Source organism: Sphingorhabdus sp. SMR4y (assembly GCF_002218195.1).
Classification (GTDB): Bacteria; Pseudomonadota; Alphaproteobacteria; order Sphingomonadales; family Sphingomonadaceae; genus Parasphingorhabdus.
In genome coordinates this window covers 713875-729870 of record NZ_CP022336.1, presented here as the reverse complement: position 1 = coordinate 729870, position 15996 = coordinate 713875, and the positions used below count along the sequence as shown (strand labels likewise).

The window sequence follows — 15996 nt, the reverse complement described above, 5'->3', positions numbered from 1 at the left end:
TGATCGCTCTGCATATAATCGCCAGATAACAGTCATGTTGATTGAAACCGAAAAAACACCCAATCCCTCCACCCTCAAATTCCTGATGGGACAGCCTGTCATGTCCGAGGGGACCCGCGACTTTGCCTCGCCGGAAGATGCCGAGGTGTCGCCGCTGGCAGAAGCCCTGTTCTCGCTTGGCGATGTCACCGGCGTTTTCTTCGGATCGGATTTCATATCGGTCACCTGCGGACCGGGCGCCGACTGGAGCGATCAGAAACCACAGGTTCTGAGCATATTGCTTGATCATTTTTCGGCCGGATTGCCGCTTTTCAAACCTGGCAGCGCAGGCGACATCGTCGTCCCACCCGAAGAAGAAGTACACGATGATCCGGAAGATGCCGATATCGTTGCGCAAATCAAGGAACTGATCGAGACCCGGGTCCGGCCTGCCGTGGCCAATGACGGCGGCGATATCATCTATCGCGGTTTCAACAAGGGCACGGTATTCCTGAAGATGCAGGGCGCTTGCGCAGGCTGTCCGTCATCCACGGCAACGCTGAAACACGGGATCGAATCCCTGCTGAAACATTATGTTCCGGAAGTCACCGAAGTCCGGGCCGCTTAAACGTCACTACACAAAGGCAAAGCAATGAATTCTCCCCTTGGTCAGGCAGCACTGGATCAGCTGTTTCTCGAAGCCCGTACCTATAACGGCTATCATGACAAACCGGTGTCGGTAGAACAGCTTCATGCGATCTGGGACCTGATGAAAATGGGCCCGACCAGTGCGAACATGCTGCCGTCGCGGCTGATCTGGTGCCACAGTCAGGAATCGCGTGACCGGCTTGCCGCACTGACGTCCGCCGCGAACCAGAAAAAGGTCCGCAAGGCGCCTGTAGCCGTCATCATCGGGATGGACGAGAATTTTCACGAGTATCTTCCGGAACTGTTTCCGCATGCCGATGCAAAAAGCTGGTTTGCCGGTGATCCGGAAGCCCGGAAAACCCACGCGCTGCGCAACAGTTCGCTGCAAGGTGCCTATTTTATCATGGCAGCGCGTGCGCTCGGACTGGACACCGGGCCCATGTCCGGCTTTGACCAGGCCGCTGTCGACAAGGAATTTTTCGGTGATGAGCCGCATATCAAGTCCAATTTTATTTCGACATTGGGCTATGGCGATCCTGCGACGATTTTTGACCGGAGTCCGCGACCGGCATTTGAAAAATTCAACAGCCTGATCTGAACGGTTGATGGGCGAACGCCTTCTCGCAATCGATACCGCTACTGTTGCATGTTCCGTTGCGCTGTTCGAGGGCGGCACGCTGATCGCTGCACAGTATGCCGAGATCGGTCGTGGCCACGCCGAAAAACTGATCCCGGCGATCGCGGATCTTCCCGATCGTGGCAGAGCTGACGCGATATTGGTCAATTGCGGGCCGGGCAGCTTTACCGGTGTTCGCATCGGCATTTCCGCTGCCCAGGCGCTTGCTCTGGCCTGGGGCGCCGATATCCACGGGTATAATTGTCTCGCCCTCGTGGCCGCACAGGCACTGGACCAGATGGACCGTTCCGAACCGCTTTGCGTGGCGATGCAGGCTGGCCATGGCGAATATTTCGTCCAGAATTTTACTGCCGGGGGCGAACCAGCGGGTGAATTTGCCTCGCTCACGCCGGAGCAGGCCGAACGCGCGGTTCGGGCAGATGTAATCGCCGGATCGGCCGCGGCGGAACTTGCGGCACGGGTCGGCGCAAAAACGCATTTTCCAATATTGCCAAATGCCGCTCACATCTCTTTAGTGACAAGCAATATGAAAAATTTGCCTGCCAAACCGAATTACGGGCGCAAACCCGATGCCCAGCCGGTCACGACGGTCTGAGCGATGGCCACCCGCCAAAGCCCCTGCGACGATCGGGAAGCTCCGCCGATCGTAATCCGGCCTGGTGATCTCGGCGATCTTGCTGACGTGATGCATGTCATGGAACATGCTTTCCCGAAAACTTACGGCGAAGGATGGAATCATCATCAGTGCCGCTCGATGCTGTCCATGCCCACTGCCAGATTATTGGTCGCGGAACGCGCAGGCATGATCTGTGGTTTTCTGATCAGTCGGCAGGCAGCGGATGAAGAAGAGCTTCTGATGATTGCGGTCGCACCGGACCAGCAGAGTCGCGGTATCGGCTATCAATTGCTCGAGCATATGTTGCAATCGGCGGTAAACCATGGGGTTTCTTCGGTATTTCTGGAAATGAGAGCAGATAATCCGGCCCAAATCCTCTACAGTAAATTCGGCTTCGAGCGGATAGGACTGCGCAAGGCCTATTATACCGGTGCCAATATGGAAAAATACGACGCAATTACTTACAAGGCGTCATTGCCGCGTAACCATATGTAACAACCAGTTTGTCTGTTGCAGCGGGTGCCCGTTCGTGTAAATACTACTGCGCAAAATACGCAATAAAATAAAAATGGTCGCACAAAGGTAATTGAATATGACAGAGGAAGAAATTGCTCTGAATGAGACGTTGATTACGCTCACTTCAGACATTGTTGCTGCGCATGTCAGCAATAACAGCGTTGCAGTATCGGATTTGCCACTCATCATCAGCAGTGTTCATGGCGCACTGGCCTCGCTTTCAGGGGAAGCCGCAGAACAGGCGCGCCCCGAACCTGCTGTTCCGATCAAGGCATCGATAAAACCGGACTATGTGGTCTGCCTGGAAGATGGCAAGAAGCTGAAAATGCTGAAACGCCACCTGATGACGCATTATGGCATGACACCCGAGGATTATCGCGCGAAATGGGGCTTGCCCAACGATTATCCGATGGTCGCGCCCAATTATGCGGAGAAGCGCCGCCAACTTGCAAAGGCTATCGGCCTCGGCAAGAAAAAGGGCAAAAAGAATTAAGCTGATTTCCTGATGCACTGGATTTGGAAAATTGCGGCGCACTTGCCGCAATTTTCCCTTTGCAATATCCTGTGCCCCGCATAGAGTCTTCCTCAGCGTAACGGAAAGGTTCCATGCCGCAAAAAATTGATCTTGAAGCACTCTGTGCTGAAAAAGGGCTCCGCATCACCGACCAGCGTCGGGTGATTGCGCGTGTCATTTCCGATGCCGATGACCATCCGGACGTCGAGACCCTGCACGAGCGTGCTTCAGCCGTAGACCCGAGAATTTCCATAGCGACCGTCTACCGGACTGTCCGGCTGTTTGAAGAAGCCGGCATCCTGGATCGTCACGACTTTGGCGATGGCCGGGCCCGCTATGAAGCGGTTCCGGAAGCCCATCACGACCATTTGATCGACGTCGAAACCGGCAAAGTCATCGAATTTGTCGATCCCGAACTCGAGGCTCTGCAAAAACAGATTGCCGAAAAACTCGGCTATCGACTGGTTGACCATCGTATGGAGCTGTATGGCGTATCTCTCGCCAGAAAAAGCTGAGGTGCCTGATCCCGACCCGGAGGCCAGACCGTGTGACACCCAGCCGATGGCATATCGTTTGTGGAACGGGGCGTCGCCGATGGGCTATTTGAGATTTGCTGTCCGTATGATCATTCTGGTCACGGCCTTGCTGATCTGTATTCCCTTCTATTATATCTGGCGAATATTGGGCCTTTCCAATCCGTGGCCGCGAACCTTTCTGAAGATAGCCGCCTTTGCGTGCGGTGCGCGGGTCAATATTATTGGCACGCCGATCAAACGGGATGTCTTTTTCATATCCAATCACCTGTCATGGGTGGATATCGCGATATTAGGCGGGCACAGCGGTACCGCCTTCGTGTCCAAGGAAGAAATCAGCAGATGGCCGGTTATCGGATGGCTCTGCCGGCTTAACGATACGGTGTTTGTCTCGCGCTCAGACCGCATGGGCATTGCGCAGCAGATCAACCAGTTGCGCGATGCGCTTGAGGAAACCTGGGCTATCACGATCTTTCCCGAAGGCACCACGACCGACGGGTCCACCCTGCTGCCGTTCAAGGCCCCCCTGCTGAAGGTACTGGAGCCACCGCCACCGGGCATATTGGTGCAGCCGATCTTCCTCGACTATGGCAGCCATGCCCATGAGGTCAGCTGGACCGGAGAAGAGAGCGCGCAGGCGAACGCCTGGCGACTGCTCACCCGTCGCAGCAGCTTTCTGGTCGAGGTGCATTTTCTCGAGCCTTTCGATCCAGACCATTATTCCTGCCGCAAGGAGATAGCGGCCGAAGCGAGACGAAGGATTGTCGAGCCGCTTTCGGCTTCCCTGGGGGGCAAACCCATTGTATAGGCGCGCTCTATGACCCAGGCTGATCCTAAAAAATTCCATATCAAATCCTTTGGCTGCCAGATGAACGTCTATGACGGCGAGCGTATGTCCGAAATGCTTGTTGATCAGGGCATGAGTGCGACAGACAGTGGTGACGATGCTGATCTGGTTGTGCTCAATACGTGCCACATCCGAGAAAAGGCGGTCGACAAGGTCTATTCCGATATCGGACGCCTGCGCCGGAAAGACGGCAGCAGCCCGATGATCGCCGTCGCTGGATGTGTCGCCCAGGCCGAGGGCAAGGAAATCTCCCGCCGTGCACCGAGTGTCGATATCGTGGTCGGGCCGCAAGCCTATCACCGCCTGCCCGAGTTGATGGAAACGGCAAAATCCGGCAAGAAGGCGCTTGATACCGACATGCCGGCGATATCCAAATTCGACCTGCTGCCATCCCGCGGCAAACAGGCCCGGCCAACCGCCTTCCTGACCGTGCAGGAAGGGTGTGACAAATTTTGCACCTATTGTGTGGTGCCGTATACGCGCGGTGCCGAAATCTCCCGCCCGTGGGCCGATCTGGTCGATGAAGCAAAGGCTCTCGTTGAGGGCGGTGCCTGTGAAATCACGCTGCTCGGTCAGAATGTGAACGCCTGGACCGGCGAGGATGACAAAGGCAAAATGCAGGGCCTCGACGGCCTGATCCGCACGCTTGACAAAATACCGGGCCTGAAACGCATCCGCTATATGACCAGCCACCCCAATGACATGACCGAAGGTCTGGTGGCCGCGCATGGCGATGTCGAGACGCTGATGCCGTTCCTCCATTTGCCGGTGCAGTCGGGCAGCGACCGGATTCTCAAGGCGATGAACCGCTCGCACAGTGCGCAAAGCTATCTCGACATCCTCCAACAAATGCGCAAAGTGCGACCCGATATGGCGCTTTCCGGCGATTTCATCGTCGGTTTTCCCGGCGAAACCGATCAGGATTTCGAAGAAACGCTGCAGATTGTCCGCGAAGCCAATTATTCGCAGGCATTTTCGTTTAAATATTCACCCCGTCCGGGTACGCCGGCGGCGGGGATGGATGAGCAAATAGCACCGGAAGTCATGGATGAACGTCTGCAGAGATTGCAGGCATTGCTGAACCAGCAACAATATGATTTCAATCAGCAAACCGTCGGTCGGACCACTGATATCCTGCTCGAGCGTCAGGGCAAGCTGGACGGCCAGCTGATCGGTAAAACCCCTTGGTTGCAATCGGTCCACATCATTTCGCCCGACCTTGCAATTGGCGATCTGGTCGACGTCGAGATTACCCAGGCCGGCCCCAATAGTCTCACCGGACAGATAAAAGAAAGACTCGCTGCCTGATGGCCCAGAAAACCAAAGCCGGTGCGTCCGGCAATCTCACCACATTGGATCTGGAATTTGACGATCCACAGATATTGGGCGATCTGTTCGGGGAATATGACCGCAATATCGTAGCCATCGAAAACCGGCTTGGCGTCTATATCGCCGCGCGCGGAACGAAATTGAAGATCGAGGGCGAGGATGAAGCCGTATCGCAAGCGCGCGATGTCATATCCGGCATTTATAACCGTCTTGAACAGGGCCAGGAAATCGACGCCGGTGCGGTTGAGGCAATAATCGCTATGGCCGCGGACCCGCGCGTAGCGAAGGCCGCACAACAGTCCTCGTCCGGCGTAAAGGCAAAGAAGGTCGATGTCGCCGACGCGCCCAAGGTCATGATCCGGACGCGCAAAAAGACAATTTTTCCGCGGTCCGTCCGGCAGGCCCATTATATGGAAGCTCTGGCCCGCGATGACATGATCTTCGCCCTCGGCCCGGCGGGAACCGGCAAGACCTATCTGGCTGTAGCGCAAGCTGTGTCCCAGCTGGTCAGCGGATCGGTCGATCGATTGATCCTGTCGCGTCCGGCCGTGGAAGCCGGCGAGAAAATCGGCTTTCTTCCGGGTGATCTCAAGGAGAAGGTCGATCCGTTCCTGCGACCTCTTTATGATGCGCTTTACGATACGCTTCCCGCCGAACAGGTGGAACGGCGCATTGAAAGCGGCGAAATCGAGATCGCCCCGATCGCCTTCATGCGCGGCCGTACGCTGTCCGACGCCTTCGTCATTCTCGATGAGGCGCAGAACACGACAGCAGCGCAGATGAAAATGTTTCTCACCCGATTCGGCATGAACAGCCGGATGGTGGTCTGTGGCGATCCCAAGCAGGTCGACCTGCCGCGCGAAGCCACGTCCGGACTGGCCGACGCGGTTTCCAAATTGCAGGATATCGACACTGTCAGCGTGGTCGAATTCGGTGCCAGCGATGTTGTCCGTCATCCCCTGGTCGGCAAGATTGTCGAAGCCTATGAAGGCAAAGATGCTCCAGACTGAACTGACAGCATCTTCCCTGTGGGACAGTGGACAGGATTGGGAAGAATTGGCGGCACGCGCGGCCAGAGCGGCTATTCATGCGTCTTCCCATGCCGATCTGCTGGCGCGCAATTTTGAGATGGAGCTCAGCGTCAAGCTTTCCGACGATGCCGAAGTCCATGTCCTGAACCATGACTATCGCGGCAAGGACAAGCCGACCAACGTACTGTCCTTTCCCCAGATACAGCCGGACCTGCTTGATACTCTGGCCAATACTGACGATGGCGAGGCGCTGCTCGGGGATATTATCCTGGCGTACGAGACTTGCCGCGACGAGGCATCGGCCAAGAATATCTCCCTCTCCACCCATATTACACATTTGATTGTGCACGGAACGCTGCATTTGCTAGGCTATGATCACGAAAATGAGACAGATGCGGCTTTGATGGAAAATTGCGAAATCAAAGCTTTGGCGACGATGGGAATTGCCAACCCTTATTCAGAACAAGCGTAAGACAGGTAATCAAGAAACAGAATGACCGACGTTGAAAATGACAATATTACCGGTGCGGCTCGCGGCAGCAGCCAATCCAAGGAAGATGAGGAACCGGGGCGAATATGGCAGAGCCTGAAGGCTCTGCTGTTCGGTAATAACGAAGACAACAGCCTGCGCGCGCAGATCGAAGAGGTCATCGATGATCATGAAAGCGACGCCGAGGCCGACCCCAATAACCAGCCGGACGTGTCATCGCTGGAGCTGGAAATGCTGCGCAATATGCTGCATTTCAGCGAGCATAGAGTCGATGACATAGCGGTACCGCGCGCCGATATCATCGCCATCGAGGAAAACGCACCATTCGGCGACTTTGTTGATATTTTCTCCGAGCACGGCCACAGCCGGATCCCGGTTTATCGCGATAATCTGGACAATATTGTCGGCATGATTCACATCAAGGATATCTTTGCGATCGTTGCCAGGGGCGACAAGCATCCAGACGATATTACGCCTTTTCTACGGCAGCCGCGGTTTGTCCCCGAATCCATGGGTGTGCTGGACCTGCTCGCCGAGATGCGGGCTACACGGACCCATCTCGCCATCATCTTTGACGAATATAATGGTACCGAGGGCCTTGTTACGATCGAGGATATTGTCGAGGAGATCACCGGCGAAATCGAAGATGAACATGATGATGAACCGGTGCCGATGCTGGTCCAGTTGGAAAACGGCGCATGGGAAGCGGACGCGAGAGCGGAGCTGGATGATGTCGGCGAAGCTGTCGACCCGGCACTCGAGATCATCGACGAGGATGTAGACACAATCGGCGGTCTGTCTTTCGTGCTGGCCGGCCATATTCCTGTCGTCGGCGAAAAGCTGGCTCATCCGAGTGGATGGATATTGGAAATCACCGAGGCCGACGATCGCCGCGTGAGAAAATTGCGCTTGCACCCGCCACCACCGCAACAGGAATAAGCGCTCAACCTGAGGCCAGCTGCCCTGCTCGCTCCCGCCAGTTCTCGGCCAGCAACGGGTTGCTCGCCAATATTTTGAGTTCCGCGCGATGCCCCTTGTGACCGCCGCCGATGATCAGGTTGAACAGCCTGTCCAGTGGCCATTCGGGTTGCGGGCGCTCCTGCTGGACGAAGCTGTCCCCTGCCCGCACCATACCGGTCTCCAATACGCGAAAATAGCTGCCTGACTTGCCGGTCTTCATCACGGTTTTCATGACATCCGGCCTGCCGAAACGGTGGTTGAGTTTCCAGCACGGCTGCCGGGCGTGGCTGCACTGGATCAGAGCTCCACCTAGACGGAAAATATCGCCGAGGCACAGTCTTTCCTCGGTCATTCCGCTACAGCTGAAATTCTCTCCGAATGCCTCGGGGTGCTCAAGCAGAGCCAGATCGGGATATCTGGCCTGCCAGAAGGCATAATGTTCTGCCGGATACAGGTGGACCGCCTTGTCCAGACCGCCGTGGCGTACCGGATCCCCGACCTGATTGCCTGCCAGGCCTTCGCGGCCCAACATCAGGCCACCATCTGCCGGCATCTTGGCAATGGCGCTCATAATACCATCGTCGCGAAATGGCTTCGGGGTGCCAATCAGCAGGTGGTCGAGACGGCTCTCTATCATCTCGCTCTGTTAGCCGACCAAGTTCATATTGGCAATTTCGGAGGGATTATGCTTGAAGGCGCGAATGGAAATCAGCGACCTTCGCATTGCGCTTTATAGCGGCAATTACAATTTCGTGCGCGATGGCGCCAACCAGGCCCTGAATCGGCTGGTCGACTATTTGCTGCGTCAGGGAGCCGACGTACGGGTCTATTCTCCAACCACCGATACGCCGGCCTTCGAACCGACCGGCGACCTGATCAGCGTGCCTTCCGTCGCTTTTCCCGGACGCGGTGAATATCGCTTCCCGACCCGCATTTCCGGCGATGTGCGCAAGGATCTTGAACAGTTCAATCCCAATATCATGCAGATATCCAGCCCCGACCGGGTGGGCCACAAGATGGTGACCTGGGCCCGACGCCAGAATATCCCGGTGCTCGCATCCGTGCATACCCGGTTCGAAACCTATCCCCGCTACTATAATCTTGCGTTTCTGGAGCCAGTGATCGAGGCAATCCTGCGTCGTCTCTATCGCCGCTGCGACGCGCTGGTCGCGCCATCGGAATCGATGGCACAGGTGCTACGGGACCAGCGGATGAACTATGATATCGGGATCTGGTCGCGCGGTGTCGACCGGGAGATATTCCATTCCGGACGGCGCGATCTGGCCTGGCGCCAGTCACTCGGTATCGACGACGATATTCCGGTGATCGGATTTCTCGGACGGCTGGTGATGGAAAAGGGCCTCGATGTCTTCTCCGATGCGATCGACGAGTTGAAGCGCCGCAAGGTGGCGCACAAGATTATCGTGATCGGTGAAGGGCCGGCGCAGCAATGGTTTCAGGACCGGATTCCCGGCGCCATATTTGTAGGATTCCAGCAAGGTGCAGATCTCGGTCGTGCGGTGGCCAGCATGGATATGCTGTTCAATCCGTCGATCACCGAAACCTTTGGCAATGTCACACTGGAAGCGATGGCCTGCGGTTTGCCGGTTGTGGCGGCCAAGGCAACTGGCAGCCAGAGCCTCGTCAAGAATAATGAGTCCGGCAAGCTCATCACACCCGGTGCAGTTCGCGAATTTGCCGACGCGCTGCAACTCTATTGCGAGAATGTCGACGTCCGCAATGCGCATGGCTCTGCGGGCGAACGGCGCGCGGAGGAATATAGTTGGGACCAGATCAATAATGTGGTTGCCCAGACCTATATGCGCCTGGTCCGCCAGCGACGGGCCGGTCATGGCCCGATCCAGCAAGCGGCTGTCCGCTAGCCATGCAGGGACTGTTTGACGAACAGGATGACCAGAGGGAGATTCCGGAAACTACGCCGGACGCGCCTCTGGCCGACCGGCTGAGACCCCGACAGCTTTCCGACATCGTAGGGCAGGATCACCTGGTCGGCGCCGAAGGTACTATTCAACGTATGATTGCTGCGGGCAGGCTGTCCTCGATCATCCTCTGGGGGCCCCCGGGAACCGGCAAGACAAGCCTCGCGCGCTTGCTGGCCGATCAGACGGAATTGCATTTCAAGGCTATCTCCGCCGTATTCTCGGGCGTAGCCGAACTGAAAAAAGTTTTTGCCGAAGCCGAGATGCGATTCAGTTCTGGCAAGGCGACGCTGTTATTCGTCGACGAGATACATCGCTTCAATCGGTCCCAGCAGGACAGTTTCCTGCCCTATGTCGAGCGCGGGACAGTGGTGCTGGTCGGCGCAACCACCGAGAACCCGTCCTTTGAACTCAATGCCGCCCTGCTCAGCCGCGCCCAGGTCTTGATCCTCAACAGACTCGACAGCAATGCGCTGGGTCAGTTGCTGGAGAAGGCGGAAAAGCTGGAACAGCAATCCCTGCCGCTGACCGGCGAAGCCAGAGAAGCGCTGATCGCCAGCGCCGACGGAGACGGCCGTTTTCTCCTCAACCAGGCCGAAACGCTGTTTTCACTGGATATCGCGGACCCGCTTGATTCGCCCCGACTGGCCAAAATCCTGCATCGCCGGATGGCGGTATATGACAAGGATCGCGAGGGCCATTACAATCTGATCTCCGCCCTGCACAAAGCGATGCGCGGGTCCGATCCGCAAGCTTCCCTATATTATCTCGCGCGAATGCTGGTGGCTGGCGAGCAGCCGCTATTCCTCTTGCGACGCATTGTCCGTTTTGCCAGCGAGGATATCGGCATGGCCGATCCGCAGGCGCTGGTCCAGGCACTGTCCGCCAAGCAGGCCTATGAATTTCTCGGCAGTCCTGAGGGAGAGCTGGCGATTGTTCAGGCCTGCCTCTATTGTGCGACCGCGCCGAAATCCAATGCGGCCTACAAGGCGCAAAAAGCCGCCTGGAGATCAGCCAAAGATACCGGCTCGCTAATGCCGCCTCAGAATATATTGAATGCACCGACCAGGTTGATGAAGGATATCGGATATGGTGCAGGCTATAGCTATGATCATGAAAGTGATGACGGCTTTTCCGGGGACAATTATTGGCCCGAGGAAATGCAGGCGCAGAATTTTTATCAACCCGTGGATCGCGGCTTCGAGCACAAGATCCGGGAACGACTGGATTATTGGGAGAAGCTGCGTGCTCAAAAAACTGGCTAGTATCGGAATAGTTGGCGCGTTGCTATGTAGCAGTGCCATCGCGCAGGAAGTCGAGGAACCGCGTTATGACCGGGCGCTGGCCGCCGGATATAAGGCACAGTTCCTCTGTTCCGGGCTGTGGAACGGCGGCAAGGCGCTTGCGGATATCGAAGCCGACGAACTGACGGGCAGTTACGAGCGGGTGGAAAATATCATAGCAACGCTGACCGCAGACATAGATGACGACGCGCGCGAGGTGCGCGTTCCCTTTGCTGACGATATGCCACCGCGCATTGCAATCTGGAACAGCCGGAGCGGCTGCACCGCCATGCCGATCGGATATGAACCGACCGACCGGGCCGGTTCGACGGAAAGACGCGAGTTTTTTGATGATCGCTCATGGCCGATGGGCGACCGGAATGCGCTGGCCAGGCCATCGCAGCGGTCGCGGGCACTGCAATCCGTTGCCAGGCGCGCCTTTCAGCCGGAAGTCTATGGCGGCAAGACAAGCGCCGCGCTGGTCATCAAGGATGGCAAAATATTTGCCGAGCAGTATAAGCATGGCCACGATCTCCACACCGCCCAGCGTTCATGGTCTGTCGCCAAATCGATATCGGGCACGCTGATCGGCCATTCGGTGCAGCAGGGCATGATCGATGTCACGGCATCCGCCAGCCTGCCGCAATGGCAGCATTCCGGTGACCCGCGCCGCGCCATCACAATCGACCAGCTGATGCGTATGGCCAGCGGCTTGACCAGCGACAGCAGCGGCGCCCGAACCGACGCCATCTATCTGGGCGGCAGCAGTGTAGCGGAAAAAGCGACCAGCTGGCCGCTGCTTCACCGGCCGGGCACCAGCTTCCGCTATGCCAATAATGACACGTTGCTGGCGGTGCTAGCCACCCGCCTCGAACATATCCGCAAGAAAAAGGACACGCCCGACGCTCCCGGTTTCGATCCCTACAGCTTCTTTCAGAAACTCGGCATGACCCGCACTTATGCCGAACGGGACTGGCAGGGCAATTATATCCTCTCCAGCCAGCTATGGTCCACTGCCCGGGATTTCGGACGACTGGGAATGCTGTACCTCGACAATGGCGAGTGGAACGGCGAACGCCTGCTGCCGGAGAACTGGCGGAATTTTGTCACCACCGCTTCCGGGCCGCAACCGCCCAGAGGATTCGGCTATGGCGCTACATTCTGGCTGCTGAACAAATCGGACGGCATACCGGCAGATGCCTTCGCGGCCATCGGAAACCGGGGACAATATCTGGTGATCATAGCTTCCCTGAATCTCGTGATCGTCCGCCGCGGCTACGATAGCGCAGACAGTCGCTTCAAGATCGAGGATTTTACCAGGGACGTAATCGAGGTCCTTGACCCATGACCGCCAGTCATCTGGCAGCGGTTTGCACCGACCTGACCGGCCCGTCGTCCGTCCAGATTCTGGAGCAGCAGTCGATGCCGTTGCAGAGCGGCGAGGTCCGGATCCGGGTTCATGCAGCGGGTCTCAATTTTCCCGATCTGCTGATGACACAGGGCAAATATCAGTTCCGACCCGATCCCCCCTTTGTCCCCGGAATGGAGGCCGCCGGCGAGGTGATCGATGTCGCTCCGGATGTGGAGAGCTTCAGGCCCGGCGACCGCGTGATGGCGGGAAACAAGGGCGGCGCGCTGGCCGAACAATGGGTGGTCAAGGCTTCTGCCGCCTCTCTTCTCCCCGCGGCTCTTTCCTTCAGCGAAGGCGCATGCTGGCAAACAGCCGGATCAACCGCCTGGCATGCCTTGGTCGAGCGGGGACATCTGCAATCAGGAGAGTCCGTCCTCATTCTGGGCGCAAGTGGCGGTGTCGGCATGGCCGCGGTCAAGATGGCCAAGCATATCGGAGCTACGGTCATCGGGACGGGATCGAATGAAGAGAAGCTGCAGGCCATTCATCAGGCAGGAGCCGATCATCTCCTCGACCCGTCTGACGAAGACCTTGCCGCAAAGGTCAAGGCGTTCACCGACGGCAAGGGTGTGGACGTGGTGTTTGACCCGGTCGGCGGTGATCTCGCCTTGACGGCAACGCGCGCCATAGCCTGGAACGGGCGCTATCTCATTGTCGGTTTTGCCAGCGGTACAATCCCGTCTTTCCCGGCCAATCACGCCATGATCAAGACCTATAGCCTGATTGGCGTCCGTGCCGGGGAAAGTCCTCGCCGTGATCCCGCACTCGCTGAACGACAGGGCGCTGCGCTGCGGCAATTGGCTGCGCAAGGCGCTATGCGGCCGCATATTTCCCATCGATTTCCGCTGAGCGCGACAGCCGAGGCCCTGCGCGTGCTCGAACGGCGCGAAGCAATCGGCCGGGTTGTCGTGGAAATAGACCCAAACGCTTGATCTTTACGACTATTTACGCCTTTACTCGGCAATCCCGCGATTGATAACTGTCTATACCCAAAGAAATATGTTAATAAGGTATCAGACGTAACATATTAAAAACAGGGGATGCTATATGGACGGTATGCGAATAGGCAATTATGCTCTGGATACAGAGCTCGCCATTGAAATAGGACAGAAGATCGGGCTTGCGGTCGTCATTCTTCTTATCACCTGGTTTTTGGCGAAAGCTGCCAAATGGGCCTTTGCAAAACTGGTCGACAATATCGGATTTTTGCGTCGTGATACCGGGTCGGGAGCATCGCTTGGAGAATCACTGGGCAAGATCGCCAGCCTGTTGATCTGGCTGTTCGGCCTGATCGCTGTCCTGACCGTATTCGGCCTGGGTGGCGTGGTGCAGCCGATCGAAGGACTGCTCAACACTGTCATGCAGGCATTGCCTGGTATCGTGATGGCCGTGGTGGTCTTTTTCGTTGGCCTCAAGATCGCCGATATATTGCGCGATCTGGTGGTAACCGCCTTGCAGACATTTGATTTTGACAAATGGGCCAATCGCGGCGGTATCGACACGGCCACCGGTAACAGCCAGATTTCCTCGACAATCGGTTCGATCGTCTATGCACTGACCGTTATCTTTGTCGCGATCTTCGCGCTCGATATTCTTGATATCGAATCGATTTCGGGACCGGCCAGCGAAATGCTGCGGACGATTTTCCAGGCACTGCCTGCCATCTTCTCGGCAGCGATCACTCTGGGCCTTGGTTATCTGATCAGCAAATTTGTAGTCCAGATTATCAAGGACATCCTGCCTGGTCTGGGTGTTGACCAATCGGTTGCAGCCATCGGGATATTGCCCGAGAAAACGTCTCTGACGTCCATATTGGCCCGTATTGCCCAGATCGGCATCATGCTCTTCTTTGCAATCGCAGCGACGCGCTTGCTCGGATTTCCGGAACTGACCCAGATACTGGACCAGGTTCTCGAACTCGGTGGCCGGGTCATATTCGGCGGTGTCGTGATCATGGCCGGCTTCCTGATCGCCAATCTGCTGGCTCGGGTAATGAGCACTGCGGACGAAGGCAGCATGGCGGCAACGATCATCCGCTACGCCACGATCATTTTGTTTACCTTCATGGGCTTGCAGTTCATGGGCGTTGGCGAAGAGATTGTGCAGACTGCCTTTACCGCGCTGGTGATTGGCGGCGCGGCCGCAGCGGCTCTGGCCTTTGGCTGGGGTGGACGCGATGTGGCTGGCAAGGTTCTTGAGGACCTCCGCAACAATCCACCAAAACCCAAGGCTCCGGCGGTCCGCAAACCGGCAGCACGGAAGCCTGCCGCGACGAAACCGGCTGCCAAGAAATAGGCGCTGGCTGACAAAATGCAGAACAAGGGCGGGTCCGCTGGACTCGCCCTTTTCTTTTGCCCGGGCAATCCGCTAGGGCAGCAGAGTGCGAACCTTCTCCCATTTTGCCTGTATTGACTGGTCAGGTGCCCGAACCGAGCGACCGAAGGGGATCGCTGTCGCCGTCGCTGGTCCGGAAGGGCCCCCTGCCCTGATAGCACCCGATCCGCACTGGTCGCGCGCCGATGTGCTCGACTGGCTCCTGCACGTTGCAGACTCAAGGCAGGATATGCTTGTCGGTTTCGATCTGTCGATGGCCCTGCCCTTTTTCGATAAGGGCCGTTATTTTCCCGAATGGGCGGAGTGTCCCGCCGATGCGAAAAGCCTGTGGCGTCAGATCGACAGGATCGCCCGCGATGACCCGCATCTCAATGTCACCAGTTTTCTCGAACATCCGCAGGCCCGCCGCCATTTTCGGCATGGACGGGGCCGGGTTGGCGACCTGTTCACCGGCAGCACCGGGCGCCTGCGCCGGGTCGAACAGTATCAGCGGGAAACCGGACAGGCCAATAGTGCCAGCTGCTTCAATCTGGTCGGCGCCGCTCAGGTCGGAAAATCTAGTCTGACCGGTATGCGTCTGCTGCATCAACTGGATGGCGCAATACCTGTATGGCCCTTTGATCCGGTGCCGGCACACGGCCCGGTCATCGTGGAAATCTATACGACGGTTGCCGCTCTGGCAGCCGGACAACCGAAAGGGCGCAGCAAAGTACGTGATCGCGCCGGCCTGAAGCGGGCCCTGACGCGGCTGAATACACCGATCCCGGCACGATTGGCCCGCTATGATGATCATAGCACCGATGCCCTGATCACCGCCGCGTGGATGAAACAGGCAGCGGCCAATCCCGCGCTCTGGAACCCGTCCGTCCTGACCCGCGAAATCGCACAAAAAGAAGGCTGGACCTTTGGCGTGGTTTGACGCTAATAG

Annotated in this window: 18 protein-coding genes; 17 read left to right on the top strand and 1 reads right to left on the bottom strand. The window is 57.2% G+C overall.

Features of this window, described 5'->3' with window-relative positions; translation table 11 throughout:
* Window positions 1-34 precede the first annotated feature (34 nt).
* From SPHFLASMR4Y_RS03430 to SPHFLASMR4Y_RS03385, 11 genes are all read left to right on the top strand, one after another.
* Window positions 35-607, top strand: a complete 573-nt coding sequence (locus tag SPHFLASMR4Y_RS03430; protein WP_089132311.1) for a NifU family protein — start codon at window positions 35-37, stop codon at window positions 605-607.
* 24 nt (window positions 608-631) lie between these two features.
* A complete protein-coding gene (locus SPHFLASMR4Y_RS03425; protein ID WP_089132310.1) occupies window positions 632-1225 on the top strand; it encodes a malonic semialdehyde reductase in 594 nt (197 codons plus the stop codon).
* A gap of 7 nt (window positions 1226-1232) precedes the next feature.
* Window positions 1233-1859: a tRNA (adenosine(37)-N6)-threonylcarbamoyltransferase complex dimerization subunit type 1 TsaB gene (tsaB, locus tag SPHFLASMR4Y_RS03420; RefSeq protein WP_089132309.1), complete on the top strand. Its 627-nt coding sequence runs from the start codon at window positions 1233-1235 to the stop codon at window positions 1857-1859.
* 3 nt (window positions 1860-1862) lie between these two features.
* Window positions 1863-2375 carry a ribosomal protein S18-alanine N-acetyltransferase gene (gene rimI, locus SPHFLASMR4Y_RS03415; protein WP_260807055.1) on the top strand — a complete coding sequence of 171 codons (513 nt, stop codon included), beginning with the start codon at window positions 1863-1865 and terminating at the stop codon, window positions 2373-2375.
* Window positions 2376-2472: 97 nt separating this feature from the next.
* Entirely contained in the window at window positions 2473-2889 is a 417-nt protein-coding gene (locus SPHFLASMR4Y_RS03410; RefSeq protein ID WP_089132308.1) for a MucR family transcriptional regulator, read from the top strand.
* 113 nt (window positions 2890-3002) lie between these two features.
* The gene (locus SPHFLASMR4Y_RS03405; RefSeq protein ID WP_089132307.1) at window positions 3003-3425 is read left to right on the top strand and encodes a Fur family transcriptional regulator; all 423 of its coding nucleotides are present in this window, start codon (window positions 3003-3005) and stop codon (window positions 3423-3425) included.
* Window positions 3426-3504: 79 nt separating this feature from the next.
* Window positions 3505-4251 carry a lysophospholipid acyltransferase family protein gene (locus SPHFLASMR4Y_RS17025; RefSeq protein WP_260807054.1) on the top strand — a complete coding sequence of 249 codons (747 nt, stop codon included), beginning with the start codon at window positions 3505-3507 and terminating at the stop codon, window positions 4249-4251.
* A gap of 9 nt (window positions 4252-4260) precedes the next feature.
* Window positions 4261-5598 carry a tRNA (N6-isopentenyl adenosine(37)-C2)-methylthiotransferase MiaB gene (gene miaB / locus SPHFLASMR4Y_RS17020; protein ID WP_186266036.1) on the top strand — a complete coding sequence of 446 codons (1338 nt, stop codon included), beginning with the start codon at window positions 4261-4263 and terminating at the stop codon, window positions 5596-5598.
* Window positions 5598-6629, top strand: a complete 1032-nt coding sequence (locus SPHFLASMR4Y_RS03395; protein WP_089132306.1) for a PhoH family protein — start codon at window positions 5598-5600, stop codon at window positions 6627-6629. Before miaB ends, SPHFLASMR4Y_RS03395 begins: the two co-directional genes overlap by 1 nt.
* A complete protein-coding gene (gene ybeY, locus SPHFLASMR4Y_RS03390) occupies window positions 6616-7122 on the top strand; it encodes an rRNA maturation RNase YbeY (protein ID WP_089132305.1) in 507 nt (168 codons plus the stop codon). The genes SPHFLASMR4Y_RS03395 and ybeY overlap by 14 nt, the downstream gene beginning before the upstream one ends.
* 21 nt (window positions 7123-7143) lie before the next feature.
* A complete protein-coding gene (locus tag SPHFLASMR4Y_RS03385) occupies window positions 7144-8079 on the top strand; it encodes a hemolysin family protein (RefSeq protein WP_089132304.1) in 936 nt (311 codons plus the stop codon).
* A gap of 4 nt (window positions 8080-8083) precedes the next feature.
* On the opposite strand, the gene SPHFLASMR4Y_RS03380 is transcribed toward SPHFLASMR4Y_RS03385, so the two are convergent.
* Window positions 8084-8737 (bottom strand): MOSC domain-containing protein, encoded by a 654-nt coding sequence (locus SPHFLASMR4Y_RS03380; RefSeq protein WP_089132303.1) that lies wholly within the window; start codon window positions 8735-8737, stop codon window positions 8084-8086.
* A gap of 64 nt (window positions 8738-8801) precedes the next feature.
* Between SPHFLASMR4Y_RS03380 and SPHFLASMR4Y_RS03375 the strand changes: the two genes are divergently transcribed.
* From SPHFLASMR4Y_RS03375 to SPHFLASMR4Y_RS03350, 6 genes are all read left to right on the top strand, one after another.
* Complete coding sequence (locus tag SPHFLASMR4Y_RS03375; RefSeq protein WP_089132302.1) at window positions 8802-9983, top strand: glycosyltransferase family 4 protein; 1182 nt, start codon at window positions 8802-8804, stop codon at window positions 9981-9983.
* Window positions 9984-9985: 2 nt separating this feature from the next.
* Window positions 9986-11305, top strand: a complete 1320-nt coding sequence (locus tag SPHFLASMR4Y_RS03370; protein ID WP_089132301.1) for a replication-associated recombination protein A — start codon at window positions 9986-9988, stop codon at window positions 11303-11305.
* Window positions 11286-12671 carry a serine hydrolase domain-containing protein gene (locus SPHFLASMR4Y_RS03365; RefSeq protein WP_260807053.1) on the top strand — a complete coding sequence of 462 codons (1386 nt, stop codon included), beginning with the start codon at window positions 11286-11288 and terminating at the stop codon, window positions 12669-12671. Before SPHFLASMR4Y_RS03370 ends, SPHFLASMR4Y_RS03365 begins: the two co-directional genes overlap by 20 nt.
* Complete coding sequence (locus SPHFLASMR4Y_RS03360; protein ID WP_089132300.1) at window positions 12668-13666, top strand: NADPH:quinone oxidoreductase family protein; 999 nt, start codon at window positions 12668-12670, stop codon at window positions 13664-13666. The genes SPHFLASMR4Y_RS03365 and SPHFLASMR4Y_RS03360 overlap by 4 nt, the downstream gene beginning before the upstream one ends.
* A 115-nt stretch (window positions 13667-13781) precedes the next feature.
* Window positions 13782-15029 carry a mechanosensitive ion channel gene (locus tag SPHFLASMR4Y_RS03355; protein WP_260807052.1) on the top strand — a complete coding sequence of 416 codons (1248 nt, stop codon included), beginning with the start codon at window positions 13782-13784 and terminating at the stop codon, window positions 15027-15029.
* A gap of 85 nt (window positions 15030-15114) precedes the next feature.
* On the top strand, window positions 15115-15987 hold the full coding sequence (locus SPHFLASMR4Y_RS03350) for a hypothetical protein (protein ID WP_089132299.1): 873 nt from the start codon (window positions 15115-15117) through the stop codon (window positions 15985-15987).
* Window positions 15988-15996: the final 9 nt, after the last annotated feature.

Coding starts and splice junctions, on each gene's coding strand:
- miaB (WP_186266036.1), top strand. CDS start 4,261: ATGACCCAGGCTGATCCTAAAAAATTCCATATCAAATCCTTTGGCTGC.
- rimI (WP_260807055.1), top strand. CDS start 1,863: ATGGCCACCCGCCAAAGCCCCTGCGACGATCGGGAAGCTCCGCCGATC.
- SPHFLASMR4Y_RS03395 (WP_089132306.1), top strand. CDS start 5,598: ATGGCCCAGAAAACCAAAGCCGGTGCGTCCGGCAATCTCACCACATTG.
- SPHFLASMR4Y_RS03430 (WP_089132311.1), top strand. CDS start 35: ATGTTGATTGAAACCGAAAAAACACCCAATCCCTCCACCCTCAAATTC.
- SPHFLASMR4Y_RS03405 (WP_089132307.1), top strand. CDS start 3,003: ATGCCGCAAAAAATTGATCTTGAAGCACTCTGTGCTGAAAAAGGGCTC.
- SPHFLASMR4Y_RS17025 (WP_260807054.1), top strand. CDS start 3,505: ATGGGCTATTTGAGATTTGCTGTCCGTATGATCATTCTGGTCACGGCC.
- SPHFLASMR4Y_RS03410 (WP_089132308.1), top strand. CDS start 2,473: ATGACAGAGGAAGAAATTGCTCTGAATGAGACGTTGATTACGCTCACT.
- ybeY (WP_089132305.1), top strand. CDS start 6,616: ATGCTCCAGACTGAACTGACAGCATCTTCCCTGTGGGACAGTGGACAG.
- SPHFLASMR4Y_RS03360 (WP_089132300.1), top strand. CDS start 12,668: ATGACCGCCAGTCATCTGGCAGCGGTTTGCACCGACCTGACCGGCCCG.
- SPHFLASMR4Y_RS03385 (WP_089132304.1), top strand. CDS start 7,144: ATGACCGACGTTGAAAATGACAATATTACCGGTGCGGCTCGCGGCAGC.
- SPHFLASMR4Y_RS03370 (WP_089132301.1), top strand. CDS start 9,986: ATGCAGGGACTGTTTGACGAACAGGATGACCAGAGGGAGATTCCGGAA.
- SPHFLASMR4Y_RS03425 (WP_089132310.1), top strand. CDS start 632: ATGAATTCTCCCCTTGGTCAGGCAGCACTGGATCAGCTGTTTCTCGAA.
- SPHFLASMR4Y_RS03355 (WP_260807052.1), top strand. CDS start 13,782: ATGGACGGTATGCGAATAGGCAATTATGCTCTGGATACAGAGCTCGCC.
- SPHFLASMR4Y_RS03375 (WP_089132302.1), top strand. CDS start 8,802: ATGGAAATCAGCGACCTTCGCATTGCGCTTTATAGCGGCAATTACAAT.
- SPHFLASMR4Y_RS03380 (WP_089132303.1), bottom strand. CDS start 8,737: ATGATAGAGAGCCGTCTCGACCACCTGCTGATTGGCACCCCGAAGCCA.
- tsaB (WP_089132309.1), top strand. CDS start 1,233: ATGGGCGAACGCCTTCTCGCAATCGATACCGCTACTGTTGCATGTTCC.